Consider the following 14,969-nt stretch of genomic DNA (forward strand, 5'->3'; position numbering starts at 1 on the left):
CGCGAGTTGCTGGGTTTGCGGGGGTACGAGGCGGGCGCGACCCCCTCATACCTTGCAACTCGCGTCAGTTCTTGACGGCGAGCGCCGCCTGGTACAGCTCGCGCCTGCTCAGACCTGTGGCCTCGGAGACCTGCGCAGTGGCATCCTTCAGCCGCTCCCCTGCCGTGACGAGTTCGAGGACCTGGACGACGCCGTCGTGCAGGTTGAACTCCCGTTTCTCTGCGCCGGCGACGACGACGCAGATCTCGCCGCGCACGCCGGCCCCGGCCCATTCGGCCAGTTCAGTGGCGGTGCCGCGTTTCACTTCCTCGAACATCTTCGTCAGCTCGCGGCAGACGACGACGCGCCTGTCTGCGCCGAAGACGGATGCCGTGTCGGCGAGCGAGGCCGCGAGGCGGTTCGGCGACTCGAAGAAGACCATCGTGCGTCGCTCGTGCTCGAGCAGGCGCAGGGCCTGCACGCGGTCCCCATGCTTGCGCGGCAGGAAGCCCTCGAACGTGAACCGGTCGGTGGGAAGCCCTGAGACGGCGAGCGCCGTGATGACCGCGCTCGGACCGGGGATGACGGTGACAGCGACTCCGGCGTCGACGGCCGCGACGACGAGGTGATAGCCGGGGTCTGACACGGTCGGCATCCCCGCGTCACTGAGCACCAGGAGGTCGGACTCGCGGGCCAGTTCGATCAGCTCTGCCGATTTCTCCCGCTCGTTGTGCTCGTGCAGGCTCACCAGCCGCGGTTTGTGGGCGATCCCCAGCCCCTTGAGCAGCTTCACGGTCGTCCTGGTGTCCTCGGCGGCGACGACCTCTGCCGTGCTGAGTGCGTCGACGAGGCGCTTCGATGCGTCCCCGAGGTTTCCGATCGGGGTCGCTGCGAGGATGATCATGGCTCCAGTCTCCCACCCCGGGCGGCAGGCAGAGCCGCGCCTGTCGTTAGCATTGCAGGGTGTCCACCCCGAATCGCGCGCCGTTCGGCGAGGTCGTGACCGGCGACCAGGCCGACGTCACCGGCCCCGTCGACACCGTCGACGATGAACCCGTCGAACGCGGTTCCCGGCTGGACGAGTGGGCCACGCGGATGCTGTCGACCAGGCGCCGCCGACTGGCCTGGTACTGGGGGGCGCCGCTTCTCGTGACGCTGCTGGCCGGCATCCTGCGATTCTGGAACCTCGGTCACCCGCACTCCCTCGTCTTCGACGAGACCTTCTACGTCAAGGATGCCTGGACGCTCCTGCAGAACGGGTACGAGTCGTCGTGGCCGGCGGACTCTGATGCCGCGTTCAACCGCGGTGACACGTCCGGATTCCTGGACGACCCGTCGTACGTCGTGCACCCGCCGCTCGGCAAGTGGATGATCGCCCTGGGGCTGGCGGTGTTCGGCGCAGGGGACAGCGTCGGCTGGCGGATCTCCACGGCGATCGTGGGTACTCTCGCCGTCCTGCTGCTCATGCTCATCGCGCGCCGTCTCTTCGCCTCCACCCTCCTCGCGGTTCTCGCCGGGTTCCTCTTCGCCATCGACGGCCAGGCGATCGTCATGTCGCGGGTCGCCATCCTCGACAACTCCGTGATGCTGTTCACCCTGCTCGGATTCGGCTGCGTACTGCTCGACAGAACCAGGCACGAACGGGTGCTCGGCGCGCGCGTGGCCGCCGCCAGGGCAGCCGGTCGGAACCCGGCCTGGGGTCCGGTCATCTGGTGGCGCCCCTGGGTGCTCGCGGCCGGGCTCTCGTTCGGCCTTGCCTCAGGAGTGAAGTGGAGCGGATTCTACTTCCTCGCCGCGTTCGGCCTCTACCTGATCGTCGTCGATGCACTGACCAGGCGCAGGCTCGGCCTCGGGCTGTGGACAAGCGCGGCCGTGCTCAAGCAGGGTCCGGCCACGTTCCTCCTCTTCGTGCCGCCAGCCATCGCCGTCTATGTGGCGAGCTGGACGAACTGGTTCGTCACGGACAACGGCTACTACCGGCACTGGGCCGATCAGGCCTCGAACGCCTGGACGGGAGCGTTCGCCTGGGTCCCTCCGGTCTGGCAGAGCTTCGTGCACTATCAGCAGTCGATCTACACCTTCCACGTCGGGCTGACGCAGCCACATCCATACTCGGCGAATCCGCTGGGCTGGCTCGCCATGACCAGGCCGACGAGCATGTGGTACGCGTCGCCTGGCGCGGGCGAAGAGGGCTGCGTTGCCGAGCCGTGCTCCCAGGCGATCACGTCGATCGCGAACCCCGTGATCTGGTGGGCGGCCGTCGCAGCGCTGCTCTACCTCGTCTACCGCCTCGCCCGCTACCGCGAATGGCGGGTGGGCCTGATCCTCATGGGGGTCGTCGCCGGCTACCTTCCCTGGCTGCTCTACACGGAGCGAACCGTCTTCCAGTTCTACACGATCGTCTTCCTCCCCTATCTTCTTCTCGGGCTGGCCTTCGTTCTCGGACTCGTCCTCGGTTCCGCCGAGGACGAAACCTGGCGCAGGAGCAGGGGAATCGCCCTCACCGCCGTCTTCCTCGTGTCCGCAGTGCTCCTCAGCGTGTTCTGGTACCCGCTCTGGTCGGCCACGACCGTGCCGTACTGGTTCTGGATGCTGCATTCCTGGCTGCCGACGTGGGTGTGACAGCACCGCAGGCCCTCCCGGTGTGGCGGTCCCGCGCCCCTGGGCTGGCCCTCGCGGCCGTCGCCGTCGCCGTCGCCTCCGGCGTCCATCTCCTCGTGCCCGTCGTTCCGCTGCTCACCTTCTGCGTGGTGCTCGGCATCGTCGTCGGGCAAATCCCGGCGAGCCGCGCCCTCCTGGACGGCGTCTTCGCCGCAGGCATCGCCTTCTCGGCCAGACGGCTGATGAGGATCGGTGTCGTCCTGCTCGGGCTGAAGCTCAGCCTCGTCGACGTCGCCGGCCTCGGCTGGGCCACGTTCTTCAGCACGGTGGCAATCGTGCTGGTGAGCTTCGGCGGAACGTGGGCACTCGGCAAGCTGTTCCGCCTGCCCGGTCACGAGCCGTTGCTCATCGCGACCGGATTCGCGGTCTGTGGGGCGAGCGCGATCGGCGCGATGGCCGGAGTGGTCCGGGCGAAGAACTCGGACCAGGCGCCGCCGATCGCCCTCGTCACCCTGTGCGGGACACTCGCCATCTTCGTCCTTCCCGCGTTCTGGCATCCACTCGGGCTCGATACCCTGCAGTTCGGTCACTGGGTCGGTGCAGGCGTCCATGACGTCGGCCAGGTCGTCGCAACAGCCCAGCTCGCCGGCTCGGGCGCGCTGGCCGTGGCCCTCGTCGTGAAGCTCACCCGCGTGCTGATGCTTGCGCCGATGGTGGCCGTCGCCGCCGTCGTGGAGCGTCGCCGCGCTGTCCCGACCGGAAGCACGCGGCCGCCGATCGTCCCCCTCTTCGTCGTCGGTTTTCTCCTCGCCATCCTCGTGCGGACCTTCCTGCCGGTCCCCGAAACGGCGCTCTCGGCGGCAGACACCGTGCAGACGATCCTGCTCGCGCTGGCCCTGTTCGCGCTCGGTGCCGGTGTGGATCTCCGCCGACTGCTGACGACCGGCTGGCGTGCGCTCGTCGTCGGCCTGCTGGCCTGGCTGCTCATCGCGCTCCTCGCCCTCGCCGCGGTTCACCTCGTCGGCTGAGCCGCCCAGCCCTCTGCGTCACAGTGTTACGACGACGCAGAACCGGCCGTCGACTGAGCCGGTAGCCTCGGTATCATGGCAGATCGCGAATACGGCTTCCGCACAAGAGCAATCCACGCGGGCAACATCCCCGACTCGGCAACAGGCGCCCGCGCCCTGCCGGTCTACCAATCGACGGCGTTCGTCTTCGACGACACCTCGGATGCCGCGGCCCGCTTCGCGTTGCAGAAGTACGGCAACATCTACTCCAGGCTCGCCAACCCGACAGTGGCCAGCTTCGAGGAAAGGGTGGCCAGTCTCGAGGGCGGACTCGGTGCCGTCGCGACGGCATCCGGCCTAGCCGCGCAGTACATCACCTTCGCCAGCCTCGTCGGCGCAGGCGACCACATCGTCGCGTCCGCGAATCTCTACGGCGGGTCGATCACCCAGCTCGACGTGACCCTGCGCCGCTTCGGTGTCGACACGACGTTCGTTCAGTCGGCGAACCCCGAGGACTACGCCGCTGCCATCACTGACAAGACGAAGCTCATCTTCGCCGAGACGATCGCGAACCCGTCAGGAGAGATCGCCGACATCGAGGGACTCGCCGACGTCGCCCGCGCCCACGGCATCCCCCTCGTCATCGATTCGACGATCGCAACGCCATACCTCAACCGCCCGATCGAGTGGGGCGCTGACATCGTCACCCACTCGGCCACGAAGTTCCTCGGCGGGCACGGCACTACCCTCGGCGGTGTCGTCGTGGAGAGCGGCCGGTTCGACTGGCACAGCGACAAGTTCCCGCTGTTCGGTCAGCCGGTGCCAAGCTACGGCGGCCTGCAGTGGTCGGGCAACTTCGGCGAATACGCCTTCCTCACCCGGTTGCGCGCCGAGCAGCTCCGCGACATCGGCCCCGCCCTGTCGGCCACGTCCGCAGCGCAGCTGGCGCAGGGCGTCGAGACGCTGTCCTACCGGATCCAGGCTCACGTCGACAACGCGGCCGCCGTCGCCGGCTGGCTCGAACAGGACCCGCGCATCGAAGCAGTCAACTGGGCCGGCCTCGAGTCGCACCCGCACCACGAGCGCGCGAAGAAGTACCTTCCGAAGGGCCCAGGCAGCGTGTTCAGCTTCGTCGTCAAGGGCGGCCGTACCGTCGGGCAGAAGCTCATCGAATCCGTCGACCTCGCCAGCCATGTCGCGAACATCGGCGACACCAAGACGCTCATCATCCACCCGGCATCGACCACCCACGCTCAGCTGACCGAGCAGCAGCTCGTCGACGCCGGCGTGCTTCCCGGTGTGGTGCGATTGAGCGTCGGCATCGAAGACGTCGACGACATCATCTACGACCTGGACCAGGCACTCACACAGGCAGTGGAGGCATGACCATGACCGACCTCGTCACCACGCAGCTGCAGAACGGGCTGACCTGCTCGCTCCCGGCGGACTCCCCCCTCGCGAAGCTGCTGAAGTCGCAGCGTACCTGGGTGGGCCCTGACGCGAAGGAACGCCTCGGCATCCTGCGCACGGCGAAATCCGTCGCGATCGTCGGCGCCTCACCGAACCCCGCGCGCTCGAGCTACTTCGTCGGCACCTACCTGCTCCAGTCGAGCGACTTCCGCGTGTACTTCGTCAACCCGAACGCGACCGAGATCCTCGGCCAGAAGGCCTACCCGGACCTCGCCTCGCTCCCCGAGGTGCCTGACATCGTCGATGTGTTCCGTAAGGCGAGCGACATCCCCGCCGTGATCGACGACGTGCTCGCCAGCGGCGCGAAAACCGTGTGGGTGCAGCTCGGCATCTGGAATGAGGAGGCTGCGCGGTACGGCGAGGAGAAGGGCCTCACCGTCGTGATGGACCGCTGCATCAAGGTGGAGCACGCGCGGTTCAACGGCGGGCTCAACCTGTTCGGGTTCGACACCGGACAGATCACGTCACGCAAGAGCCTGCGCTAGCCGTTCGCGCTCCCACGCACCTTTTCTGCGGTGTGCGCAGGATCTGCACCGTTTTCTTGCGCCAGATCACCCGTGTCGTGTGCACTCTGCCCACCCGGGTTCCGCCCCGTTTATAGTGGCGGAGGACTCCCGCTGGGAGCGGATTCGCAAGGAGGCGATATGACGGCGTACGTCTCTGCGTTCGAGTTGTTCTCGATCGGGATCGGGCCGTCGAGTTCGCATACGGTCGGGCCGATGCGCGCTGCGCTCGCCTTCGTCGCTGCGCTCGACGACGCCGGGGCCCTCGACGACGTCGAGCGGATCACGTGCGTCCTCTACGGCTCGCTCGGTTCGACGGGCATCGGCCATGGGACGCCGGATGCCGTCGTCGCCGGGCTCAGCGGCGCCAATCCTGAAACCTGCGATCCAGCGGCCGTTCACCGGGCCTGGACGGATCTCGAACCCGGCTCGACCCTCATGCTGGCCGGACGGCGTCCGATCCGGTTCGAGAAAGCGGATGTCGGCTTCGAACCCCGCACCCGCCTGCCGGGGCATCCGAACGCGATGACCATCCACGCCTGGTCCGGTGGCCACGAGCCGTTCTCGAGTGAGACCTACTACTCGGTCGGCGGAGGATTCATCCGCCGCGAGGGCGAAGATCTCAGCGCGCGCCCCTCCCCGGCCTATCCGCTGCCGTTCGCCACGTCCGTCGCCCTCCTCGAACTCTGCGACCAGTCCGGACTGCGGATCGACGAAATCGCCAGGCGCAACGAAGAAGCCGTCCGCTCCCCTGCCGACGTCGACGCGGGTCTCGACGCGATCTGGGCGGCCATGACCGAATCCGTACAGAACGGCCTCGCAGGCAGCGGGCTGCTCCCCGGAGGACTCCGCGTCAAACGACGCGCAGCAGCGGTGCGCGAGCACCTCGAGATCGCCGAGGCCGAAAGCGGGAGGGAACTGCCGAGCGAGTGGCTGCACTCCTTCGCCCTCGCCGTGAATGAGGAGAACGCCGCAGGCGGACGCGTCGTCACCGCGCCGACCAACGGCGCGGCCGGTATCATCCCCGCCGTCGGCTCGTACTACCTCCGTTTCGTCCCAGGGGCGTCCCACGACGGCATCCGGCGCTACCTGCTCACCGCGACGGCCATCGGTTCCCTGTTCAAGGCGAACGCCTCGATCTCCGGCGCGGAGGGCGGTTGCCAGGCCGAGGTCGGTTCTGCCTGCGCCATGGCCGCCGGGGCGCTCTGCGCTGTGCTCGGCGGCACCCCAGGCCAGGTGGAGAACGCCGCGGAGATCGCGATGGAGCACCACCTCGGCCTGACCTGCGACCCGGTCGGCGGCCTGGTGCAGGTTCCGTGCATCGAACGGAACGCCATCGCATCGTCGACGGCGGTGAGCGCAGCCCGGCTGTCGCTGCACGGCGACGGCACCCACCTCGTGTCCCTGGATGCCGTGATCGAGACCATGCGGCAGACCGGCGTCGACATGTCGACCAAATACAAGGAGACGAGCGAGGGCGGCCTCGCCGTCAACGTGATCGAGTGCTGACCACCGTCACCGTGTGACGCAGCGTGACCGTGTGTGTCACCGCGTGGGACACGCCGGCCTGTCCCGGCCTAGCGTGGAATCATGCCTCCCCTCCTCAGCGGCCCGACGGTCACGACGCAGTGGCTCGCCGACCATCTCGGCTCGGACGACCTCGTCATCCTCGACGCCACGGTCCTCGTCGTGAGGGACGCCACGGGGACGCCTGCCTTCATCTCCGGCTACGACAGGTACCTGCTCGACGCGCACATCCCCGGCGCGGTCTTCGCGGATCTTCTCGAGGTGTTCAGCGACCCCTCCGCCCGGTTCCCGTTCACCAGACCGGACGCCGCATCGTTCGAGCGCGCTGCGGCATCCGTCGGCATCCGGGATTCCAGCACCGTCGTCGTGTACGACAGTGCAGGCGGGGCGTGGGCGTCCCGGCTGTGGTGGCTCTTTCTCAGCTACGGGTTCGAGACGATCGCGGTGCTGGACGGTGGGCTGACCGCATGGCACACCGAGGGCCGGGACACCGACGCCGGGCACATCGAGCCTGAGGCGGGTACGATCGTCGCGAGATCCCGACCGGGGTTCTGGGTGGACAAGGCCGAGGTCGAGCGGGTCGTCGCCGGTGATGCCGGCGGTGCTCTCGTCTGCGGCCTGCCGTCTGCAGAGTTCTCCGGCGCCTCTCCGACCGGGCGACGCCCAAAACACATCCCCGGGAGCGTGAACGTCCCTGCTTCCACACTCATCGAACGCGCAACCAGGACGTTCCTCGACCCCACCGACCTGCGTGCCCTGTACCCGGCGGACGTCACCGGCGCCGACCGTGTGATCGCCTACTGCGCCGGAGGGATCGCCGCGACCGCGACCGCCCTCAGTCTCGTGCTGACCGGGCACGGCAACGTGGTTGTCTTCGACGGCTCGCTCAACGAATGGCTGGCCGACCCGGCAGCACCGGTGTCGACGGGCTGACGCTCAGACCGCCGTCGGCAGACGGCAGACGAAGTCCTCGCACAGGTACGCTGCCCGCGCCCCGTTCCTGCTGGTTCGCGCCTCGAACAGCTCGAATCCGGCCGAGGCGAACTCCCGCGCCTGCTGCTCGGTGACCAGTGCGGTCACGTCGGTGGCCTGGTGCCGGATGCCGTCGGGCAGGCCCGCGGTGCGTCCGGAGTCGTCAGGACTGACGACGACGAGCTGCACAGGCGTCCCGGCCAGGCGACGCATCAGGGTCAGCGACGTGCCGAACGCGATCGGGTTGGCCAGGGCGAGCCCCGCGACCGGTTCGAGGGCGCTGACGGCTGCGTCGAGGTAGCGACGACCGCCGGTGAGGACATGGAGGCGCCACGCGGCCTGCGCGCTCGCGCTCGTCCCGGACGGGTATGCACCCTCGGAGGGGTCGCTGCCGATGGCGATGCCGTGGCCGGCCAGCACCGGGTCGCCGCCGCCCGGCTCGGCGAAGACCGTGCCCGCCGCCTCACCGGCCGTGAGGATCTCATCGACCAGGGCGCGCGCTGCGATCGCGTAGACCGGCTCGCCTGTCGCTGTGGCGAGCGAGAGGAGGCCGTCTGCGAGCATGCCGTAGTCCTCGAGGGTGGCTCGGGCTGCCGAGCGCCGTTCGGCAACGGATGCACGGATCAGCCGGCCGTCGCCGTCGCGGTGGTTCTCGAGCAGGTAGTCTGCCGCCCATCTCGCCGACTCCAGCCAGTCGTCCCTGTCGAACACCACTGCGGCCCTGGCCATGGCCGCGATGGCCAGGCCGTTCCAGCCGGCAAGGACCTTCTCGTCGAGGGCAGGAGGGTCCAGGAGAGCCCGTCCGGCGGCATCCTCGGCGTAGTAGCCGCCTTCGGAACGCGCACCGTCGATCACCGACTCCGAGTCCTGGGCGCTGGCGTAGCCGCCGGTGGGCAACTGCAGCACGCCGGTCAGGAAGCCGGCCACCCCTGCGGCTGCCTCGCCTGCCCAGTCACGGCTGTCGTCTGCTGCCCACGCGGTCGTGCACGCGTCGAGGAGGAGAGCGTTGTCGTAGAGCATCCGCTCGTAGTGCGGGTCGCTCCAGTCGCGTTTCGTGGCGTAGCGGAAGAATCCACCTTCGACCGGATCGCGGAGAGGCGACGCGGCCATGCGCTCGAGCGTCCGGACGCCGAGCGGGTCCCCTGATGCGAGGAGAAATCCCAGGACGGGGGCGACCGGGAATTTCGGCGCCCCGCCGAAGCCGCCGTACTGGGGGTCTTCGTGTGCGGCGAGCAGGGCGACGGCGGTGTCGAGGTCCGCGTCGGCAGGCAAAGCTCCGCCGGTGGGAACGGGAGACGCGGCAATGGCCTCCCCGATCGCTGCCGCGTTCTGCATCACTTCCGTCCTCCGGTTCGACCACGCGTCGATTACCGCGTCGAGGACCTGCCGGAACGACGGATGCCCCTGCACCGGCTCAGGGGGAAAGTAGGTCCCTGCGTGGAACGCGACTCCACCCGGCGTCGCGAAGACGCTCAGTGGCCAGCCCAGCTGCCCGGTGAACGCGGCGGCCTGTGCCAGATAGCTGGCGTCGACGGACGGGTATTCCTCGCGGTCGATCTTGATGCTGACGAAGTTGTCGTTCAGCACAGCGGCGATCGCCGGGTCGCTGAACGACTCCCTGGCCATGACGTGGCACCAGTGGCAGGTCGAATAGCCGATCGACAGGAAGACGGGGACGTCGCGCGTGGCTGCCTCGTCAAAAGCATCCGTTCCCCATTCACGCCAGTCGACCGGATTCCCGGCGTGCGAGCGGAGGTAGGGGCTGATGGCGGTGGCGAGGCGGTTGACCATGCCTTCAGCCTAGGCTCGGCTGGGCTACCAGGCTCCGACGTACGCGGATATCTCGTCGATCTCGCGGTCGCGGTTGTGCACGAACGGCAGTCCCCTGAGGACGGCGAGTTCGACCCGCTGCTTCACCGCATCCGAGGTGAGGGTGTACTCGGTGAAGTCCGTCGTCGACGCATAGACGCCGATCGGCAGGGTGAGCGCCTGGAAGAATCCGAACAGCGGCCGGAACTGGTGCTCGAGGATGAGGGCGTGGCGTTCGCCGCCGCCCGTCGCCGCCAGCAGCACCGGCTTGTCGACAAGGGAGTACTGGCCGACGAAGTCGAAGAGGTGCTTGAACAGGCCGGTGAACGAACCCCGGTAGACGGGGCTGGCGACGATGAGGAGGTCGGCGTCCTCGATCCGGCGGAGTTCTTCTTCGACCCCTGGCGCAACCTGCTCGCGCGTGAGAGCACCGGCGAACTCGGGACCGATGTCGCTGAGCTCGATGACGTGACGGGAGATCTCCTGGCGTTCGGCGATCGCGTCGAGAATGGTCGTCACGAGCACGCTCGTCTTGGACGGCGCGTGAAGGCTGCCGCAGACCGCGACGACCCTCAGGGGACGGTTTCCTGTGTTCTCGACCATGCTGCGACGCTACGCCGGTTCACACCGGCGATGCCATGCGCGTGCAACACGACGTAACGCGCGTGTCAGGAGGCGAGGACGACGTTCTTCTCGCCGGCCCGGATCGGCGTGGACAGCCGGTTCCCTGCGGGGGGCAGCGGGCACACGTAGAAGTCGCTGAAGGCGCACGGCGGAAGGTAGGCCCGGTTGAAGTCGACGACCACGCGGCCGTCCTCGTCCGCGAGGGGCATGTCGAGGAACCGGAACCGGTAGCTCTCGGTGCCGCTCGTTCCGTCGGCGAAGACGGCGTGCAGGCCACCTCGCTCGCGCGTGACGGTGATCGACACGGGTCCGTCGGGCAGGTCGAGGTCGACGACGCCGGCGGGTGCGTCCTCAGACCGGTGCCCGTCGATCGTGGTGAACTCCACGCTTGCGTCAGGTGCCGCCGGGCGGAAGGTGCCCTCGAAGATGAAGGACTCGTCCGGATCGAACGCTTCGATGCCGCGCAGGACGGTGCGCGTCGGCGCGTCGGGATCGAGCAGGCGGAGCGCGAGTGCCCCGTCGCGCTCGAAGTAGCGCAGTCGCTTCTCACCCCACTCGATGTCCTGGCCGGCGCCGAGGGTCACCGAGTCACCGGTGACGGCGCCGATGGGCCGTCCGCTCTGGAGCAGTGTCAGGCCGTCGAGGTCTGGACCCGTTCCGATGATCCCGTCCGGCGCGGCATGCCACCGGCCTGGCACACCGTCGTACTCGGCAGGAGCACCCGCCAGCCAGTGGGTGGCCGCGAGAGCGGCGAGGCCGAGGGGGGAACCTGTGCCCCGTTCCCGGGCTTCGTGCCAGGTGTCCCAGTCGGACGTGAATGCGTCTGTGCTCGAGTCGAACGTGTCAGGCAACGTCATGGTGTGTCTTCCCTGTCCGATCAGTTGACGTCGTTCGGGTGGGAGCCGACCCGGCCGTCGCGCTCGAGAGCGGAGATCGCTGCCACCTCGGCATCCGTCAGTTCGAAGTCGAAGACGTCGAGGTTCTCGGCGATCCGCCCACGGCTGTTCGACTTGGGGAAGACGATGTTGTCGTTCTGCAGGTGCCAGCGGAGAACCACCTGGGCGGGGCTCTTGCCGTGGGCTGCTGCCGCTCCGGCCACACTTGGCTCATCGAAGAGCGGGTACTTGCCCTGGCCGAGCGGGCCCCAGGCCTCGATCTGGATCCCGTTGTCCCGTGAGTACGAAACGACGTCCCGCTGCTGGAGCGCCGGGTGGAGTTCGATCTGGTTGACAGCCGGGACGGCTCCGCCGTCGGCGATGATCTTCTCGAGGTGTTCGACGAGGAAGTTCGAGACTCCGATCGATGTGGCCTTGCCGTCTGCCTGGATCCGCTGCAACGCTTTCCAGCTTTCACGGTAGAGGTCCCGCTTCGGGGTGGGCCAGTGGATGAGGTAGAGGTCGACGAAGTCCAGCCCGAGCTTCTCGAGGCTGAGGTCGATGGCGTCGTGTGCGGACTGGGTGCCCTGGTCCGAGTTCCACAGCTTGGTGGTGATGAACAGGTCTTCGCGCGGGATGCCGCTGGCCGCGATCGCCCGTCCGACGCCCTCTTCGTTGCCGTAGATGGCTGCGGTGTCGATGTGGCGATAACCGACTTCGAGGGCATCCGTCACGATCCGTTCGGTCTCATCCGGGTCGACCCGGAAGACTCCGAAGCCGAGCTGCGGGATCGTTGCGCCTGAGTTGAGAGGGAGTACCGGACCAGTCCACGTTGTCGTCATCGTTCCAGCTAACCACCAGCGGCTGGGGTTCCCAACTTCAGCGGGGTCGGCTTCGCCGTCAGCGGAATCGGCGGCCCTGGTCGCGGCGGAACAGCACGAGCGCGACGACGAGCATGACGAGGGTCCAGACGAGGATGCCGACCCAGGCCCACGTTTCCAGTGCCCCGCCCTGCACCGCCCAGATCACCAGTTCCCTCGCCTGTCTCGACGGGAAGAACTTCGAGAGGGTGTCGGGCCACGGCGCGAACATCACCGGGGGAAGGAACAACCCGCCCGCGAAGGCGAACCCGAACGAGATGAGCTGGATGACGGCGATCGCAGCCTTGGACGGCATCGAGTAGCCGACGGCGATTCCGATGAGCATGAACGGGAGCGCCGAGACGGCGAGGGTACCGAACCCGAAAAGGATCCGCCACGGTGGCGCCTCCGCGGCTGTGAAGATCCCGCCGATGACGATCACCGGGATGATGGCGACGAGTCCCATCAGGCCGATCGAGAAGATGTAGGCGAGGACCCTGGACATCCCAGGGGCTGGGAGCGTTCGCAGGTACGGGTCCCAGGGCTTCTCTCGGTCCTGGGCGATGCTGAGGCCGAAGCTGAACAGCGAGTTGCTCATCACGGCGAAGACACTGAGCGAGATGACGGCATGGGTCGCGAACAGCGGGTTCGCCGCCACCGTCTCCTGGGGGACGACGAAGAAGAGCAGTGCGAGCGCGGGGAACACGAGGGAACCGATGACGGCGATGGGCACGCGCAGAGTCTCGATGAGGGAGTATTTCGCGTGGACGACGGCGAGGCGGAGAACGGTCATGGCCCGGTGTTCCCTTCGGTGGCCGGCACCGCTGCCGCGGCGCCGGTGAGGGTGAGGAAAGCTTCCTCGAGGCTCGCGCCCCTGACGGTGAGGCCGGCGAACGGGATGCCCGACCGCACGAGGTCGGTCACGGCGGCGTCGGCGTCCTTCACGAAGAAGGTATGTGAGCCGTCGTCCTCCTGCTGGGTGGACATGACGGTGCTGAGCCGGGCGACGGCCGCGGCATCCGGCGTCGTCAGCCGCATCATGCGCACCCCGACCCGGTCGAGGACGGCTCCGAGGTCGTCGTCGGCGAGGATCGTGCCACCGCCGAGGACGACGACCCGTTCGGCGAGCGCCTCGATCTCGTCGAGGTAGTGGCTGGTGACGACGACGGTCGCTCCCTGGTCATGCTGCCGTCTGACGGCATCCCACAGCGTCCGTCTGGCGTCGACGTCGAGCCCTGTGGTGGGTTCGTCGAGGAGGACGAGAGTGGGGCGCCCGACGAAGGCCAACGCAACACTCAACCGGCGTTTCTGCCCTCCGGAGAGGGCGCCGGTCTGTTTCTTGAGCATGGCGGACAGGCCGAACTCGTCGGCCACCGCGGCCGTCGGAACCGGATTTTCGAAGTGCTTGCCGACGAAGTCGATCACCTCGCCGACGCGGAGGGTCGGCGGCAGCGCGGTCTCCTGCGGAGTCGAGCCGAGCAGCCGACGCGTCCGGAAATCGGACGGGCTGGCACCGAACAGCTCGACGCTGCCGCTGGTCGGGCGCCTCAGGCCCTGCAGGAGGGACAGCAGGGTGGTCTTCCCTGCGCCGTTGGGCCCGAGGAGGCCGACGATCCGGCCGGCGCCGATCTCGAGCGAGACGTCGTCGAGCGCGGTGACGTCACCGAACCGCCGGGTGACGTGGTCGAAGCGGGCGAGGGAGGTCATGATGCTTCTCCGAGCAGAGCGCGCAGCGACTCCGTGTAGTCCTCGAACGCGCGGCGACCGCTCCGGGTCAATTCAAGGTAGGTCACGGGCGTCTTTCCCTGGTGGGTCTTGGTGACGAGAACGTAGGACGCCCCTTCCAGCTTGCTGAGATGGGTGGAGAGATTGCCTGCGGTCATCTCGAGGATCTCCTGGAGTCGGGGAAACGAGATGCTCTCTCCGGATTCCAGCGTTGCGAGAGCTGCGGTGATGCGGAGCCTCGCCTGGGCGTGGATGACGGGGTCGAGGTCAGCCATTGCGCCGCGCTCCGGACAGCGCTGCGCGACGCACCCGCCGCGCATAGATCTCGGAGCCGATCGCGAGCGCGATGAACGCTCCACCGCCGGCAAGCGCGAGGAAGAGGTAGTGGTTGGGGTACTGGAAGAACGGGGCGACAACGGCGACGACGACGAGCCAGACCCCGCTCACGAGGGCGGGGACCGCGTGCCAGATTGCCCCAGACACCATGAACAGCACCCCGGTCATCAGCACGTAAGCAGAAGGGAAGTAGATGCTCGCCACCGCTGGAGGCATCCCGTTGACGATGAGCCCAGCCCCGAGAACGTACAGGGCGATCATCGACACCGACCAGGTCGAACCGTAGACGGCACCCGTGAATGCGCTCGCCGGGGAATTTTTCACACCGCGGGTGTTGCGGATGCCGAGAACGATCGAAATGACGATCGCAATGGCGACGAGAATGCCGAATCCTGTGGCCGCGATCGGCACCGGGAGCGAGAACGCGGGCTCGGCACCATCGATGAGCCAGAGGAGAAGGAAGCCGACGAGCCAGGCGATCCCCCACGTGGCGGTGATCACTCCGACGAAGCTGCCCATCTGGGTCGTGGCGCTGCGCTGCTGAGCCTGCACGAGCTCGAGCATGGCCGCCGGGTCGAGCGGCTCATCGCCATCGACCGTGCGAGCGTTCGATGCGGATCCGGGTTGCCGGTCTCCGTGGTCTGCGTTGTCCATGACTACTTTGTAACACAAACCACTTTG

At 67.9% G+C, this 14,969-nt stretch carries 15 protein-coding genes; 6 read left to right on the plus strand and 9 right to left on the minus strand.

Features of this window, described 5'->3' with window-relative positions:
* Nucleotides 1–64: 64 nt before the first annotated feature.
* Entirely contained in the window at nucleotides 65–883 is an 819-nt protein-coding gene (gene rsmI, locus AC1M0F_RS05640; RefSeq protein WP_480237206.1) for a 16S rRNA (cytidine(1402)-2'-O)-methyltransferase, read from the minus strand.
* Between the two features lie 59 nt (nucleotides 884–942).
* Here rsmI and AC1M0F_RS05645 point away from each other — a divergent pair, with 59 nt between their 5' ends.
* The 6 genes from AC1M0F_RS05645 to AC1M0F_RS05670 all read left to right on the plus strand — a co-directional run bounded on the left by AC1M0F_RS05645 (nucleotide 943) and on the right by AC1M0F_RS05670 (nucleotide 8,020).
* On the plus strand, nucleotides 943–2,601 hold the full coding sequence (locus tag AC1M0F_RS05645; RefSeq protein ID WP_480237207.1) for a dolichyl-phosphate-mannose--protein mannosyltransferase: 1,659 nt from the start codon (nucleotides 943–945) through the stop codon (nucleotides 2,599–2,601).
* Nucleotides 2,598–3,608: a YeiH family protein gene (locus AC1M0F_RS05650; RefSeq protein ID WP_480237367.1), complete on the plus strand. Its 1,011-nt coding sequence runs from the start codon at nucleotides 2,598–2,600 to the stop codon at nucleotides 3,606–3,608. The genes AC1M0F_RS05645 and AC1M0F_RS05650 overlap by 4 nt, the downstream gene beginning before the upstream one ends.
* A 75-nt stretch (nucleotides 3,609–3,683) precedes the next feature.
* Entirely contained in the window at nucleotides 3,684–4,973 is a 1,290-nt protein-coding gene (locus AC1M0F_RS05655; protein WP_480237208.1) for an O-acetylhomoserine aminocarboxypropyltransferase/cysteine synthase family protein, read from the plus strand.
* On the plus strand, nucleotides 4,970–5,542 hold the full coding sequence (locus tag AC1M0F_RS05660) for a CoA-binding protein (RefSeq protein WP_480237209.1): 573 nt from the start codon (nucleotides 4,970–4,972) through the stop codon (nucleotides 5,540–5,542). The genes AC1M0F_RS05655 and AC1M0F_RS05660 overlap by 4 nt, the downstream gene beginning before the upstream one ends.
* A 159-nt stretch (nucleotides 5,543–5,701) precedes the next feature.
* Nucleotides 5,702–7,069, plus strand: a complete 1,368-nt coding sequence (locus tag AC1M0F_RS05665; RefSeq protein WP_480237210.1) for an L-serine ammonia-lyase — start codon at nucleotides 5,702–5,704, stop codon at nucleotides 7,067–7,069.
* A gap of 81 nt (nucleotides 7,070–7,150) precedes the next feature.
* Nucleotides 7,151–8,020 (plus strand): sulfurtransferase, encoded by an 870-nt coding sequence (locus AC1M0F_RS05670; protein ID WP_480237211.1) that lies wholly within the window; start codon nucleotides 7,151–7,153, stop codon nucleotides 8,018–8,020.
* 3 nt (nucleotides 8,021–8,023) lie between these two features.
* Here the strand turns inward: AC1M0F_RS05670 and AC1M0F_RS05675 are convergent, their stop codons facing one another.
* From AC1M0F_RS05675 to AC1M0F_RS05710, 8 genes are all read right to left on the minus strand, one after another.
* Complete coding sequence (locus AC1M0F_RS05675) at nucleotides 8,024–9,850, minus strand: thioredoxin domain-containing protein (protein WP_480237212.1); 1,827 nt, start codon at nucleotides 9,848–9,850, stop codon at nucleotides 8,024–8,026.
* 24 nt (nucleotides 9,851–9,874) lie between these two features.
* The gene (gene msuE / locus AC1M0F_RS05680; RefSeq protein ID WP_480237213.1) at nucleotides 9,875–10,471 is read right to left on the minus strand and encodes an FMN reductase; all 597 of its coding nucleotides are present in this window, start codon (nucleotides 10,469–10,471) and stop codon (nucleotides 9,875–9,877) included.
* 65 nt (nucleotides 10,472–10,536) lie between these two features.
* Nucleotides 10,537–11,349, minus strand: coding sequence for a DUF1684 domain-containing protein (locus tag AC1M0F_RS05685; protein WP_480237214.1), 813 nt, complete (start codon nucleotides 11,347–11,349; stop codon nucleotides 10,537–10,539).
* A 20-nt stretch (nucleotides 11,350–11,369) separates the two neighbouring features.
* A complete protein-coding gene (locus AC1M0F_RS05690; RefSeq protein ID WP_480237215.1) occupies nucleotides 11,370–12,209 on the minus strand; it encodes an aldo/keto reductase in 840 nt (279 codons plus the stop codon).
* 58 nt (nucleotides 12,210–12,267) lie between these two features.
* A complete protein-coding gene (locus AC1M0F_RS05695; protein ID WP_480237216.1) occupies nucleotides 12,268–13,020 on the minus strand; it encodes an ABC transporter permease in 753 nt (250 codons plus the stop codon).
* Nucleotides 13,017–13,934, minus strand: coding sequence for an ABC transporter ATP-binding protein (locus tag AC1M0F_RS05700; RefSeq protein ID WP_480237217.1), 918 nt, complete (start codon nucleotides 13,932–13,934; stop codon nucleotides 13,017–13,019). Before AC1M0F_RS05700 ends, AC1M0F_RS05695 begins: the two co-directional genes overlap by 4 nt.
* Nucleotides 13,931–14,227 carry a transcriptional regulator gene (locus AC1M0F_RS05705; RefSeq protein ID WP_480237218.1) on the minus strand — a complete coding sequence of 99 codons (297 nt, stop codon included), beginning with the start codon at nucleotides 14,225–14,227 and terminating at the stop codon, nucleotides 13,931–13,933. The genes AC1M0F_RS05700 and AC1M0F_RS05705 overlap by 4 nt, the downstream gene beginning before the upstream one ends.
* The gene (locus AC1M0F_RS05710; protein ID WP_480237219.1) at nucleotides 14,220–14,942 is read right to left on the minus strand and encodes a hypothetical protein; all 723 of its coding nucleotides are present in this window, start codon (nucleotides 14,940–14,942) and stop codon (nucleotides 14,220–14,222) included. Before AC1M0F_RS05710 ends, AC1M0F_RS05705 begins: the two co-directional genes overlap by 8 nt.
* Nucleotides 14,943–14,969: the final 27 nt, after the last annotated feature.

This window comes from Mycetocola sp. Y719, from assembly GCF_056713205.1.